At 65.9% G+C, this 13,289-nt stretch carries 12 protein-coding genes; 9 read left to right on the top strand and 3 right to left on the bottom strand.

Going from position 1 to position 13,289, the window contains the following annotated elements:
• The first annotated feature begins 173 nt into the window (after positions 1-173).
• From A7V84_RS12640 to A7V84_RS12620, 5 genes are all read left to right on the top strand, one after another.
• Entirely contained in the window at positions 174-1,472 is a 1,299-nt protein-coding gene (locus A7V84_RS12640) for an imelysin family protein (RefSeq protein ID WP_025513511.1), read from the top strand.
• A gap of 14 nt (positions 1,473-1,486) precedes the next feature.
• Positions 1,487-2,965: a di-heme oxidoreductase family protein gene (locus tag A7V84_RS12635; protein WP_115638927.1), complete on the top strand. Its 1,479-nt coding sequence runs from the start codon at positions 1,487-1,489 to the stop codon at positions 2,963-2,965.
• Positions 2,962-4,020 (top strand): imelysin family protein, encoded by a 1,059-nt coding sequence (locus A7V84_RS12630; RefSeq protein WP_033534574.1) that lies wholly within the window; start codon positions 2,962-2,964, stop codon positions 4,018-4,020. The genes A7V84_RS12635 and A7V84_RS12630 overlap by 4 nt, the downstream gene beginning before the upstream one ends.
• Positions 4,010-5,098 (top strand): DUF1513 domain-containing protein, encoded by a 1,089-nt coding sequence (locus tag A7V84_RS12625; protein WP_025513505.1) that lies wholly within the window; start codon positions 4,010-4,012, stop codon positions 5,096-5,098. Before A7V84_RS12630 ends, A7V84_RS12625 begins: the two co-directional genes overlap by 11 nt.
• A gap of 87 nt (positions 5,099-5,185) precedes the next feature.
• The gene (locus A7V84_RS12620) at positions 5,186-6,025 is read left to right on the top strand and encodes a mechanosensitive ion channel family protein (protein ID WP_025513502.1); all 840 of its coding nucleotides are present in this window, start codon (positions 5,186-5,188) and stop codon (positions 6,023-6,025) included.
• A gap of 54 nt (positions 6,026-6,079) precedes the next feature.
• Here the strand turns inward: A7V84_RS12620 and A7V84_RS12615 are convergent, their stop codons facing one another.
• The gene (locus A7V84_RS12615) at positions 6,080-6,835 is read right to left on the bottom strand and encodes an IclR family transcriptional regulator (protein WP_025513500.1); all 756 of its coding nucleotides are present in this window, start codon (positions 6,833-6,835) and stop codon (positions 6,080-6,082) included.
• A 173-nt stretch (positions 6,836-7,008) separates the two neighbouring features.
• Between A7V84_RS12615 and A7V84_RS12610 the strand changes: the two genes are divergently transcribed.
• The gene (locus tag A7V84_RS12610; RefSeq protein ID WP_025513498.1) at positions 7,009-8,004 is read left to right on the top strand and encodes a Bug family tripartite tricarboxylate transporter substrate binding protein; all 996 of its coding nucleotides are present in this window, start codon (positions 7,009-7,011) and stop codon (positions 8,002-8,004) included.
• 73 nt (positions 8,005-8,077) lie between these two features.
• On the opposite strand, the gene A7V84_RS12605 is transcribed toward A7V84_RS12610, so the two are convergent.
• Positions 8,078-8,872: an RNA methyltransferase gene (locus A7V84_RS12605; RefSeq protein WP_115638864.1), complete on the bottom strand. Its 795-nt coding sequence runs from the start codon at positions 8,870-8,872 to the stop codon at positions 8,078-8,080.
• 143 nt (positions 8,873-9,015) lie between these two features.
• Here A7V84_RS12605 and A7V84_RS12600 point away from each other — a divergent pair, with 143 nt between their 5' ends.
• The 3 genes from A7V84_RS12600 (at position 9,016) to A7V84_RS12590 (ending at position 12,434) form a co-directional block, all read left to right on the top strand.
• Positions 9,016-9,798 carry an inositol monophosphatase family protein gene (locus A7V84_RS12600; RefSeq protein ID WP_025513494.1) on the top strand — a complete coding sequence of 261 codons (783 nt, stop codon included), beginning with the start codon at positions 9,016-9,018 and terminating at the stop codon, positions 9,796-9,798.
• A 142-nt stretch (positions 9,799-9,940) separates the two neighbouring features.
• Entirely contained in the window at positions 9,941-11,524 is a 1,584-nt protein-coding gene (locus A7V84_RS12595; RefSeq protein ID WP_025513492.1) for a TerC family protein, read from the top strand.
• Between the two features lie 43 nt (positions 11,525-11,567).
• Complete coding sequence (locus A7V84_RS12590) at positions 11,568-12,434, top strand: undecaprenyl-diphosphate phosphatase (protein WP_025513491.1); 867 nt, start codon at positions 11,568-11,570, stop codon at positions 12,432-12,434.
• Between the two features lie 83 nt (positions 12,435-12,517).
• Here the strand turns inward: A7V84_RS12590 and A7V84_RS12585 are convergent, their stop codons facing one another.
• Positions 12,518-13,288, bottom strand: coding sequence for a UDP-2,3-diacylglucosamine diphosphatase (locus A7V84_RS12585; protein WP_033534596.1), 771 nt, complete (start codon positions 13,286-13,288; stop codon positions 12,518-12,520).
• Position 13,289 lies beyond the last annotated feature (1 nt).

The following is a 13,289-nucleotide window of genomic DNA, read 5'->3' as shown; positions in this document are numbered from 1 at the left end:
TGGCGTGACTGAGTGTAGGGCGGCGCCTTGGCAGATTCAATCGTAAACCGATGAATCCGCATGCCCAACTGACAATACACTGAATCACAAACGAAAATTGTTTACACTTGCATTCCTGAATTTTTGGCTCATTGCGGCCCCCGCTGGGGAGGCCCATGAATAGGGAGAGTAGGATGCGCAAGTTGCTGCAAGGCATGCTTTTGGTCGCGGCCGTCGCCGCCGGCGGGGCTCAGGCTGCGGTGGAACCCAAGGCTGTCGTCAAAACGTATTCGGATATCGCCGCGGCGAATTACCAGGATTCGCTGCTGGCTGCCGAAAAACTGCAGCAAGCCATCGATGCGCTGATCGCCAAGCCCAGCGAAGCGTCGCTCAAGGCTGCCCGTCAGGCGTGGCTGGATGCCCGCGTTCCCTATCAGCAGACCGAAGCATTCCGCTTCGGCAACGCCATCGTCGATGACTGGGAAGGCCGGGTGAATGCCTGGCCCCTGGATGAAGGCCTGATCGATTACGTTGACGCCTCCTACGGCAACGAGAATGATGAAAACGCCTTTTATGCCGTGAACGTCATCGCCAATTCGAAGATCTCCGTGGGGGGCAAGACCCTGGATGCCAGCAAGATCACGGCCGAGCTGCTGAGCGACGTGTTGCACGAAGCCGACGGCAATGAGGCCAACGTGGCCACCGGCTACCATGCGATCGAGTTCCTGCTGTGGGGCCAGGATCTGAATGGTTCGGGTCCGGCGCCGGAAGGCAGCGTGGGCACGCCGCAGGAGCGCCATGCCGGCAACCGCCCGCACACCGATTTCGATCCCAAGCAGTGCACCGGCGGCAACTGCGAGCGCCGCATCGAATACCTCAAGGTGGTGACGCAACTGCTGGTCGACGACCTCAAGGAAATGGCCGCTCAGTGGCAAGCCACGGGCGAGGCGCGCAAGTCGGTCGAAGAAGATCCGAAGGCGGGCCTGACGGCCATGCTGACCGGTCTGGGCAGCCTCTCCTACGGCGAACTGGCCGGCGAGCGCATGAAGCTGGGCCTGATGCTGCATGACCCCGAAGAAGAGCACGACTGCTTCTCCGACAACACGCACAATTCGCACTATTACAATCAGGTCGGCATGCGCAATGTCTACCTGGGCGACTACCGTCGCATCGACGGCTCGCAGGTCAAGGGCGCGAGCCTCTCGGATCTGGTCAAGGAAAAAGATCCCAAGCTGGATGCCGAAGTGCGCGCCAAGCTGGACGCCACGCTGGCGGCCATGCAGGCCATGCGTGACCGCGCCGACAAGATCGAGACCTACGACCAGATGATCGCCGAAGGCAATGCCGAGGGCAACGCGGTGGTGCAGGCTGCCATCGACCGTCTGATCGATCAGACCCGCAGCCTGGAGCGTGTGATCGCGTTGCTGGAGCTGGGTGACATCGAAATCGAAGGCTCTGACAGCCTGGACCAGCCGGAAGCGGTATTCAAGTGAAGCCCTGGTTGTTGATGCTGTCCGGGGCGCTGGCGATGGCTGGCGCCCAAGCGCGCAGCGACCTGAGCGCCGAGGATGCCGAGCGTGTGCGCAAGATCACTGCGCCGACGGCGGATTTTTCGTCGCCCGAGGCGTTCGAGACCATGCAGGCCGGCGCGGCGACCGTCAAGAAGCTGATCAATGCTGACATTTTTTCGCAGCCGTCGGCCAACATGAGCTTCGAAGGGCGCCAGCAGTTTCTGGTCGGCAATGGCCTGTTCCGCAAGGACTGGGTGTCGGCGCCGTCATCCACCCAGGCCTCCGATGGCCTGGGGCCGCTCTTCAATGCACGTTCTTGCCAAGCCTGTCACGTCAAGGACGGGCGCGGCACGGCCCCCGGTTTTGACCCCTTGGAGCAGAGCGAGGCGGTCGCGCTGCTGATGCGTCTTTCGGTGCCGCCCACCACCGACGAGGAAAAGCGCGCCCTGCGGGCGGGCGAGCTGGCGGCCCTGCCCGAGCCGGTCTATGGTCATCAGCTGCAGAACTTCGCCGTGGCTGGCCTGCCCAGCGAGGGCAGGCTGGTGGTCGACTATGCGCCGCTGCAGGTCGCCCTGGCGGGCGGGGAAACAGCCACCCTGATGCAGCCCAGCTATCGGATCGAGGATCTGAACTATGGCCCGATGCGGGCCGACACCCAGTTCTCGCCACGCCTGGCGCCGCCGATGATCGGCTTGGGTCTGCTGGAGGCCATCCACGAAGACGACATCCTGGCCAACGCCCGGCAAGACAAGGGCGATGGCGTGAGCGGCAAGCCGAACTGGGTGACGGACTTGCGCAGCGGCAAGAAAGTGCTGGGGCGCTTCAACTGGAAGGCGGGCCAGCCCAGCGTCGAACAACAAAGCGCGGCGGCCTTCTCCAACGACATGGGCCTGTCCTCGCCGCTCTTTCCCAGCCACTACGGTGATTGCACGCCTGCGCAGAAAGCCTGTTTCGACATGCCGCATGGTGCGCAACCCCATCTGGGCGAGCACGAGGTGCCGGCGCGCCTGATGGATTTCGTGACGGTCTACTCGACCAATCTGGCGGTGCCGCAGCGCCGCGACGTCGATGATGCGCGCGTGCTCGAAGGCAAAAAACTGTTCTATCAGGCCAATTGCGTGGCCTGCCACGTGCCCAAATACGTGACCCGGCGCGATGCCAAACAGCCCGAGCACCAGTTCCAGCTCATCTGGCCCTATACCGACCTGCTCTTGCATGACATGGGCGAGGGGCTGGCCGATGGCGTGGGCGAAGGCCAGGCCAACGGACGCGAGTGGCGAACGCCGCCGCTGTGGGGCATCGGCCTGACCAAGGTGGTCAACCCGAATGCCACCTATCTGCACGATGGCCGCGCCCGCAGTCTGCTGGAGGCCGTGCTGTGGCATGGCGGCGAGGCGCAGGCCGCGCGGGATCGCGTGGTCAATATGTCGCCGGCCGAAAGGGCCGACCTGATCCGTTTCCTGGAGTCTCTATGAAGTCATCCCTTGTGCTGGCTGCGGGCCTGCTGGCCGTCGCCGGCGTGCGCGCAGAGGTGCCGCCGGATCTCGGGCAACGGCTCGCCGATGGCTATGCGCGCGCGGCCTTTGCCGAACTGCAACAGCGCGCCGGCCAGATGCAGGGCGAACTCAAGGCCTGGTGCGGCGCGGACGGGCAGGGCTCGCCCGCCCGTGTCGAGGCAGCGTTTGGGCACCTGGTGCAGGCCTGGGGCGGCGTGGCCTTTCTGCGTTTCGGCCCGCTGGTGCAGGGCAATCGTTTCGAGCGCCTGTCTTTCTGGCCGGATCCGCGCGGCGTCATGCCGCGTCAGGTGCAGGCGGTCCTGAAGGCGGCCGATCCGGCGCTGCTGGCCGAGGGGGCGCTGGCGCAGCGCAGCGTGGCGGTGCAGGGGCTGCCGGCGCTGGAGTATGTGCTGTATGGCGAGCCTGGGCTGCTGCGCGCCAGGATGCCGGCCGTCTATCCTTGCGGCTATGCGGTTGCGGTGGCGGGCAATATAAGCGGACTGACAGGCGAACTGGTGGCGGCCTGGAGCCAGCAGGGCGACTTCGGGCGTCAGTTCACCGCGCCGGCTGCGGCCAATGACCTGTACCGCAGTTCCCAGGAAGTGGCGGCCGAAGCCATGAAGGCGCTGTCTACCGGCTTGCAGTTTGCGCGCGACGTGCAGTTGCTGCCGGTACTGGGCGCCACTGCCGAGGCGGCCCGGCCAAAGCGGGCCGCCTTCTGGCGCAGCGGCCAGAGCATGGTCGTGCTGGCGGCAGGCCTGCGCGGCATGCAGGCGTTTTACGATGCCGGCCGCTATCCCTTGCCCGCCGGCAGCCAGGCGCTCAATGAAACGCTCGACAGCGAGCTCCGCCAGGCAGCCACGCTGGTGGCCGGCGTGCCGGCCGATGTCGAGGCGGCCTTCGTACAGGAGGCGCCGCGTGCGGCCTTGAGCCTGGCGGCCCTGGTCATCAAAAACGCCAAAGATGTGGTGGATCAGGATATTGCCCCGGCGCTTGGGGTCACGATCGGGTTCAATGCGCTCGATGGGGATTGATCGACGCACTTTTCTCGGCCTGGGCGCGGCCGCCCTGGTGGCGCCTTCCCAGGTGCTGGCGGCGGGCACCGAGGCCCTCTACGTGACGGCCCGGCTGCGCGGGGCACGCCACGAGGTCGTGCTGCTCGATGCCGAGGGGCGCGAGCGGCTGGTCGAAACCATGCCTGACCGCGGGCACAGCTTTGCGCTGGATGGCCGGCGCCTGACGGTGTTTGGCCGCCAACCCGGCTTCTTTGCCCTGAGCCTGGACCTGCAGGGCCGGCGCGCGCCGCAGGCGATCGCCGCCGCCGAGGGGCGCCATTTTTTCGGTCACGGCGTCTACCTGCCGGGCGGTCAACTGATGGTGGCGACCGAGAACGACTATGAGGCCGGACGGGGCGTGCTGGGCATCTACGATGTCAGTGGCGCGCCGCGCCGTATCGGCGAGTTCGATACGGGGGGGATCGGCCCTCATGAAGTCATCCTGATGCCTGACGGCAAGACGCTGTGCGTGGCCAATGGCGGCATCCTGACGCATCCCGATTACGGCAAGCTGGAGCTCAACCTGGACAGCATGCAGCCTTCACTGGTCTACCTGGATGCCGCCACCGGAGACCTGCTGGAGCGCGTCGAGCTGGCGCGGGCCTGGCACCGCCTCTCCATCCGCCATCTGGCGCTGGCGGCCGACGGCGCCGTGTGGTTCGGTTGTCAGCATATGGGGCCGGCCGGCGAGCGGCCGGCGCTGGTGGGGCGGCACCGCCGGGGGCAGGCGCCACAGCTTTTCGAGGGCAGCGCCGAGGCGCTGCGCGGCATGCGCAATTATGTCGGCTCGGTGGCCGCCGATGCCCGTGGCGAGGTCATCGCCACCTCCAGCCCCGTGGGGGGGCAGGTCCTCTACTGGGATGCGGCCAGTGGCCGGCTGCTGGGGACGACGTTCCTGGCGGACGGCTGTGGCGTCGCGCCGGCTGCGCCGGCCGGTTTCCTGGTGTCCAGCGGGCTGGGGGCCATGGTGCGCACCGGGCCGCAGCAGCCCATGCACAGTCTGCACGAGGCAGGCTCCGGGCAGGCCTGGGACAATCACTTCCGCCGGCTATCCTGACAATATTTGAGTTTGGCGCAGCGAGGGCTTCTGCTAGAGTCGGTGCTGTTTGTTTTACATCTTCGACCGGACTAGGCAGGAGTTTCCATGAATGAAGTAATCGATGGCATGAGCGAGGTCATGCCGCGCCTGTTGGATATGGGCATGAATCTGCTGATGGCCTTGCTGATCCTGATCGTCGGCTGGTGGCTGTCGGCGTTGCTGGGGCGCTGGGTGCGGCGCGCGGCCGAACGCTCGCCGCGCGTGGACCCGACCATTGTGCCGATGGCCTATGCCACGGTGGTATGGGCGGTGCGGATCTTCACGGTGATCGCGGTGCTGGCCCGTTTCGGCGTGCAGACCGCCAGCCTCATCGCCGTGCTCGGCGCTGCCGGTCTGGCGGTGGGCCTGGCTCTGCAGAACACGCTGCAGAACATCGCGGCAGGCATCATGCTGCTGATTCTGCGCCCCGTGCGCGCGGGTGAGTACGTCAGCCTGAGCACCGGCAACGAAGGGACGGTGGCCGAGGTGGGCCTGTTCCTGACCCGCCTGGTGCAGTTCGACGGGGTGCACATCACGCTGCCCAACAGCACGGTCTGGGGAGCCACCATTATCAACTACAGCCGCAACGTCGATCGCCGTTGCGATATCCCGGTGATCATCCACTATGGCGATGATCTGCAGGACGCCATGCGGCGCCTCGAAACCCTGGTGCAGAATCATGCTTCCGTGGCCAAGGATCCGGCGCCGATGGTGCGTGCCATCGAGTACCGCGACAACGGCACGGTCGTCAACGTACGGGTCTGGACCAAGGCGGCCGATTACTGGGAAGTGCGTTGGAATCTGTTCCAGCAGATCCGCCTGCAGCTGACCGAGGCCGGTTTCCGCGCCCCGGTGCCGGTGCGCGAGATCCAGGCGCCGCCGCAGGATGCGCCGCAGGCCAGGTAAGCCAGGAAGCCTCTCGATGCTTTCGCCGGGCCGCCTCAGGGCGGCCCTTGCATTTCAGGTCTTCAGGCGTGCCAGCTCGGCCTTGATCCAGCCGGCGATCTCCCGTTGTCGCTGGGCTGGCATGCGGTCGATGATGGCTGTCACGCTGACCGCCAGTACGGGTTGGCCCTGGGCATTGAGCAGGGCGCAGCCCACGCCCAGCGCCCCGCGCACCGCATGATTGCCCACGACGGAGTATCCGCGCGAACGGGTGTTGACGATCAGCCGCTGCATTTCCTGCGGCGTCATGCCTCCGTACTCGTCCAGCAGGCTGGAGTTGCGCATCACGATGCCCTGGGCCATTTCATCGGGCAGGGCGGCCAGGATGGCCATACCGCCAGAGCCCACGCCCAGCGGCTGGCGTTTGCCGGCATAGGTGGCCAGGATCTGAACCGGATAGCTGCCCACCTCGCGATGCAGGCTGACCGAGTCGTCGGCATCGCGCACCACCAGAAAGACGGCGTCGCCGGTCCGGTCGGCCAGGCGCTTGAGCGCTGGCAACAGTTGCCGCACGCGGGGATCGGGCGAGACGATATCGGTTTCAGCGCCCAGTTCGGCGCGGTATTTCTTGGTGCCCTGGATGGTGGATACCAGTCCGGCCTCCAGCAGGGCGGCCAGCAGGCGATAGATGGTGGGGCGTTGGATGCCGGTATGGCGGGCCAGATCCGTCACGCTCAGGCCCTGGTTGCCCTGGTCTCGCAATGCCGCCAGCACGGCCAGCCCCCGTCTCAGGGTACGCGGCCCCGCGGCAGCGGTCTCACTCTCTTGCATGTATGTCTCTGATAGTCCGGGTAAATCTGTACGCGCCCAGATTCTGTCCTAGGGTTAGTATGTGTCCGTACCGTGGACTCTACCTTGCCTGAGTCCGAGTGTATAGCGCATCATCCGATAGGTAACAGTTCTTATTATGTCCACATCCTGGACGTTTTATAGGAGACAGACGCATGTCCGAGGCTAAAAAGCCCCGCGTGGCCCGTGCTTTGACCGGCCTGGCCGCAGCTACTCTCAGCGCCTTTGCTCTCAGTGCGACGACGGTTCACGCCGCCTATCCGGATAAACCGGTGCGCATCGTTGTCGGTTTTTCCGCTGGCGGCACGACCGATGTGATTGCTCGCCTGATGGCTAAGGAATTGACCGCTCAGCTGGGCCAGTCCTTCGTGGTCGAAAACAAGCCAGGCGGCGGCAGCAACATCGCCACCGACTATGTGGCCCGCGCCAAACCCGATGGCTACACGCTGCTGTTCGTGGCCGTGACCAGCGCCATCAACCAGACGCTCTACAGCAACGTCAACTTTGACCTGGTGAAGGACTTCTCGCCGGTTGCCCTGGGCGCCAAGGTGCCCAACGTGCTGGTGGTCAACCCGCAGGTGCCGGTCAATTCGGTGCAGGAACTGGTCAAGTACGCCAAGGACAACCCCGGCAAGCTGGCTTTCGCTTCCTCGGGCAGCGGCACCTCCATCCACATGGCGGGCGAGCTGTTCAAGCAGAGCGCCGGCATCGACGTGCTGCACGTGCCCTACAAGGGCAGCGCGCCGGCCGTGACCGACCTGATCGGCGGCCAGGTGCAGTACATGTTCGACAACATGCCGTCGTCGTGGCCGCATGTGCAGTCGGGCAAGCTGCGCGCTCTGGCGGTGACCACCAAGGATCGCTCGACCAGTGCTCCGGATGTGCCCACCATGAAGGAGTCGGGTTTCGAGAATTTCGACGTGTCGTCCTGGTTCGGCCTGATTGCGCCGGCCGGCACGCCGCCGGAAGTGATCCAGACGCTGAACGCAGCGATGGTCAAGGGTCTGGACAATCCGGACGTGCTCAAGGCCTATGAAAGCCTGGGCGCGGTGGCCGAGAAGACCACCGCCGAAGAGTTCGGCGCTTTCATCAAGTCGGAAGTCGAAGGCTGGGCCCCTGTGGTCAAGGCTTCGGGCGCACGGGTCGACTGATCCCGCGCACCCTGGCGCCACGTGTGCAGCGTGGCGCGCAGACGGGCAGATCCCTCGCGGGACTGCCCGTTTTCTATTTGCCTTTGCGCGGCAGGGCGCGCGAGGCGACCTCCAGCATGGCCGTGCAGACGCCGCGCATCATGTCGATCTCGTCGCGGGTCAGTTCCGCGCGCCCGAACAGGTGGCGCATGCGCGGCATCAGCTTCTTGGGATGGGCCGGGTCGAGAAACTCAACCCCGACCAGCGCCTGTTCCCAGTGCGCCAGCATGGCCTGCACCGCCTGGCTGCTGGCCGGCCGGGCGCCGGGGTCGGGCTGCTGGGCGCGCGATGCCGGCAGCAGCGCCGTGCCGTCGGCGCGCAGCAGCGCATAGCGCAGTTCCCAGGCCGCCAGTTGCAGCGCCTGGGCCACGTTCAGCGAGCTGTACTCGGGATTGGCCGGGATATGGCAGATGCGCTGGCACAGGGCGATCTGTTCATTGGTCAGGCCAGAGCGCTCGGTGCCCAGGATGATGGCCACGCTGCCCTCGTCGTTGTGATCCAGGTGGGCGCGGCTGAGGTCGGCGGCTTCCCGGATATCGCAGGGGGGCGGACCGAGGTCGCGTACCCGGGCGGTCAGGGCGAAAGCCAGCGTGACGGGCGCCAGGGCGTCTTCCAGGGTGGCGAAGACCTGTGCGCGATCGAGCACATCGGTGGCGCCGCTGGCCAGGGCCTGGGCTTCCGGCTGCCGGGTCATGTCGGGGAACCGGGGCTCGACCAGCGCCAGATCGGCGAACCCCATTGTCTTGATGGCGCGCGCGGCCGAACCCACGTTGCCAGGGTGGCTGGGCTGCACCATGATGAATCGCACGCGTGAAAATTTTTGAGTCATTTAAAATAGCTGGTTTGGCTTTGCGCTTTTCTGGTTTCCCGGGGCTGCCGCCGGTGCCGCAAGGGTATTTCTTGCTGCGGCGCGGTACGATACGCCCTGCGGCCCCAACCTATGCAGGCCAGGCTCTCACCGAACGGAATTCTATGCACCCGATGCTCAATACCGCCATCAAGGCGGCTCGCCGTGCCGGCACCATCATCAATCGCGCCAGCCTCGATCCCGACCGCCTGACCGTGGCGCGCAAGGGTCCGCGCGATTATGTCACGGAAGTGGATCGCGCCGCCGAGGAGGCGGTGGTCGAGGTGCTGCGTACGGCCTACCCGGACCACGCCGTGCTGGGCGAGGAATTTGGCCTGCAAGGCCCTGATCAGGCCGAGTTCCAGTGGATCATCGATCCGCTGGACGGCACCACCAACTTCATTCACGGTCTGCCCAACTACGCCGTGTCGATTGCCCTGACGCAACGCGGCCTGGTCACCCAGGCCGTGGTCTACGACCCGTCGCGCAACGAACTGTTCACCGCCAGCCGTGGCGGCGGCACCTTCCTGAACGACCGCCGCATGCGGGTATCGGGCCGCGTGCGCTACCACGAGGCGCTGCTGGGCGCGCACTGGCCTTCGCCGGTCGACGCCGACCACGCCAGCGCTTCGCGCTTTCGCAACATGGCCGAGGGCAGCGTCGGCGTGCGCCGTCTGGGATCGACCGTCCTGGAATTGGCTTATGTCGCCACCGGCCGCCTGGACGGCTTCTGCGGCGTGGGCCTCAAGCCCTGGGATCTGGCCGCCGGCAGTCTGCTGGTGCTCGAGGCCGGCGGCCTGGTGGCCGACTTCGATGGCGAGCAGGGCTGGATGGACTCCGGCAACGTGCTGGCCGGCACGCCCAAGGTCTTCACGCAGATGATGACCGCGTTGCAGCCCAAGGCCTGATTCCGGCCGTGCCATTCCGAAAACCGGCCTTGTGCCGGTTTTTGCATCCCGGGGCCAGCAGCCGTCGCGTGCAGGATTTTGTGACCATACTGTCGCGGGCTTGCATGTACGATTACCGATTCCCCAACTTCTGGAGCATCTGATGGAGTGGCTGCTTGACCCCGCCGCGTGGGTCGGCTTGCTTACCCTTGTCATCCTTGAAATCGTCCTCGGGATCGACAACCTCATCTTCATCGCCATTCTGGCCGACAAGCTGCCGCCTGCGCAGCGCGACCGGGCACGCGTCGTGGGCCTGTCCCTGGCCCTGGTGATGCGCCTGGGCTTGCTGTCGGTGATGTCCTGGCTGGTCACCCTGACCCGGCCGCTGTTCTCCATCGGGGCGTTCTCCTTTGCCGGGCGCGACCTGATCCTGATGCTGGGCGGCCTGTTCCTGCTCTTCAAGGGCACCATGGAGCTGCACGAGCGCCTGGAAGGCGGCGGCATGTCGCCGGCCGGCGGGTCGCGCGCCTATCCCAGCTTCTGGGTCACGGTCACGCAGATCGTGGTGCTCGACGCGGTGTTTTCGCTCGATTCGGTCATCACCGCCGTCGGGATGGTGGATCACCTGGCGATCATGATGATCGCCGTGATCATCGCCATCGGCATCATGCTGGCGGCCTCCAAGCCGCTGACGCGTTTCGTCAATGCCCATCCGACCGTGGTCGTGCTGTGTCTGGGCTTTTTGCTGATGATCGGTTTCTCGCTGCTGGCCGAGGCCTTCGGCTTCAAGGTGCCCAAGGGCTATCTGTACGCGGCCATCGGATTCTCGGTGCTGATCGAGTCGCTCAACCAGATCGCGCGGCGCAACCTGCTCAAGCTGGATGCGCGCCGGCCCATGCGCGACCGCACGGCCGAGGCAGTGCTGCGCCTGCTTGGCAAGCGTGCGCAGGCCGAACCGGCGACGGACGATGAGGCTTCGCCGCCGGCCACGGGGGCGTTCGGCATCGAGGAGCGCAATATGGTCAGCGGCGTGCTGACCCTGGCCGAACGCTCCATCCGCTCCATCATGACGCCGCGCATCGATCTGTCGTGGATCAACCTCGACGATGACCCGCAGCTCATCCGCGAGCAATTGATGCGGGCGCCGCACAGCTTCTTCCCGGTATGCCGTGGGGCGCTGGACGAAGTGATCGGCATTGCGCGGGCCAAGGATCTGGTGGCTGACCTGATCACCGAAGGGCGCGTCAACACCAAGCGTCTGCGCGAGCCCATCATCGTGCACGAGTCCATCGGCATTCTGCGCCTCATGGACACGCTCAAGCGGTCGCGCGGGCAGTTGGTGCTGGTGGCCGACGAGTTTGGCGCCATCGAGGGGGTGGTGACACCCATCGACGTGTTCGAGGCCATTGCCGGCGAGTTTCCCGACGAGGACGAGGTCCCCGACATTACCGCCATCGGCGACGATGTCTGGCAGATCGATGGCGCAGCCGATCTGCGCCATGTCGAGCAGGTGCTCGATACCGAAGGGCTGCTCGATGAGGCGCAGGATTATTCCACGTTGGGCGGCTATCTCCTGATGCGCTTCGGCAAACTGCCCCAGCCGGGCGACAGCTGTGATTACGAAACCCCTTATTTCCGCTTCCGCTTTGAAGTGCTGCACATGGCAGGGCGGCGCATTGCCTCGGTGCGCGTGCAGCGCATTGCGCTGACCCTGTTCGATGTTCCTGACGATACCGCGCAAGCCTGATCCGGGCGCGGCCTTCCTCTGACCTTTATCTCTGCATTGCACCGTGACCGACAGCCATATCTACCTCCTCAAAGCATTTCTCCTGGGCATCCTCGAAGGCCTGACGGAGTTCATCCCCGTGTCGAGCACGGGCCACCTCATTCTGTTCGGCGACTGGATCGAATTCGATTCCGGCACGGGCAAGGTGTTTGAAGTCGTGATCCAGCTCGGCTCCATCCTGGCCGTGATGTGGATCTTCCGCGCCCGTTTGTGGCAGCTGATCCGTGGCACGCTGACCGGCGATCGCCAGGAGGTGCTGTTCACGCGCAACCTGCTGCTGGCCTTTTTGCCTGCGGCGGTGATCGGGGCGATCTTCATCAAGCACATCAAGCAGGTGTTCTATCACCCGGCGGTGGTGGCAGTGATGCTGGTGGTGGGCGGCCTCATCATGCTGTGGGTCGAGCGTCGTGCGCCCAAGACCCCGGGCGATCTGCCCGGGGCGGCTGACGACACCGCCTCCGAAGAGCGCGCCACGGCGCGGCGGCTGGAGGACATCAGCTGGAAGCAGGCGCTGGGCGTGGGCGTGGCCCAATGCCTGGCGATGGTGCCGGGCACGTCCCGTTCCGGCGCGACCATCATCGGCGGCATGATCGCCGGGATCCAGCGCAAGACGGCCACCGAGTTCTCGTTCTTCCTGGCCATGCCGACCATGCTGGGCGCGGCCGTCTACGACATGTATCGCAATGCCAGCCTGCTTTCCAGCCATGACCTCTCCGGCATCGCGGTAGGTTTCGTGGCGGCCTTCCTGAGCGCCCTGGTGGTGGTGCGCGCCGTGCTGCGCTTCGTGGCCAACCATACCTATCGCGGCTTTGCCTGGTACCGCATCGCGCTGGGCCTGGTGGTGGGAGGCTGGCTGATGATGCGGGCCTGACGCCACCTCTTGGCCGGCCTGACGCCGGCCCAAACGAAACGACCGCCCTGAGGGGCGGTCGTTTTTCTAGCGGGGCGCGTGCCTTACTCGGCGTCGTCCAGGTCGTACATCTGGGGGCCGTCGGCGTCGATGACCAGCCAGCCGCCGCGCGTGGCGCCATGGTCGCAATCCCAGTCGGGCAGGACCCAGCGTTCGCACTTGCGGCCGTCCACGCTCAGCACGTGGCGTTGCGGGCGATGGGTATGGCCGTGAATCATCAGGGCCACGCCGCTGTCGCGCAGGGCCGTCTCGATGGCCTGGGCGTTCACATCCATGATTTCCATGGTCTTGGCCTGATTGGCCGCCATGCTTTCGCCGCGCGCCTGCTGGGCCATCTGCAGGCGTTCGGGAATGCTCATGGAGAGAAACTGCGTCTGCCAGCGCGGGTCGCGCACCATGGCGCGAAACTGCTGGTAGGCTGCATCGTCCGTACAGTATTCGTCGCCGTGGCTGAGCAGCACCATGCCGCCATCGGTCTGCAGCAGAGCCTGGTCGGGCAGCAGGCGTGCGCCCAGGGCGTCGGCCAGCTCCCGGCCCATCAGGAAGTCGCGGTTGCCGCGGCCCAGATACACCGGGATGCGCGCTGCGGTGGCCTTGAGCGCCTGCAGCGCCTGGGCAAGCCAGGGCGGCGCGGCGCGGATGACATCGTCGCCGATCCAGGCGTCGAAGATGTCGCCTGGCAGCAGCAGGGCGTCGGCCTCGGCGGCCGCCGCCTCCAGAAAGCCCGTGAAGGCTTCGGCGGTGGCCGGCGTGGCCGGCCCGAGATGCACATCGGAAGCCAGCCAGAGCGTGCCCGGCAGCGCGATCGTCTCGATG

Origin of the sequence: Bordetella trematum, from assembly GCF_900078335.1 — a bacterium.
GTDB lineage: Bacteria > Pseudomonadota > Gammaproteobacteria > Burkholderiales > Burkholderiaceae_B > Bordetella > Bordetella trematum.
Note: the sequence above shows the minus strand (reverse complement) of the source record. Positions and strands in the feature narration are given on the sequence as shown.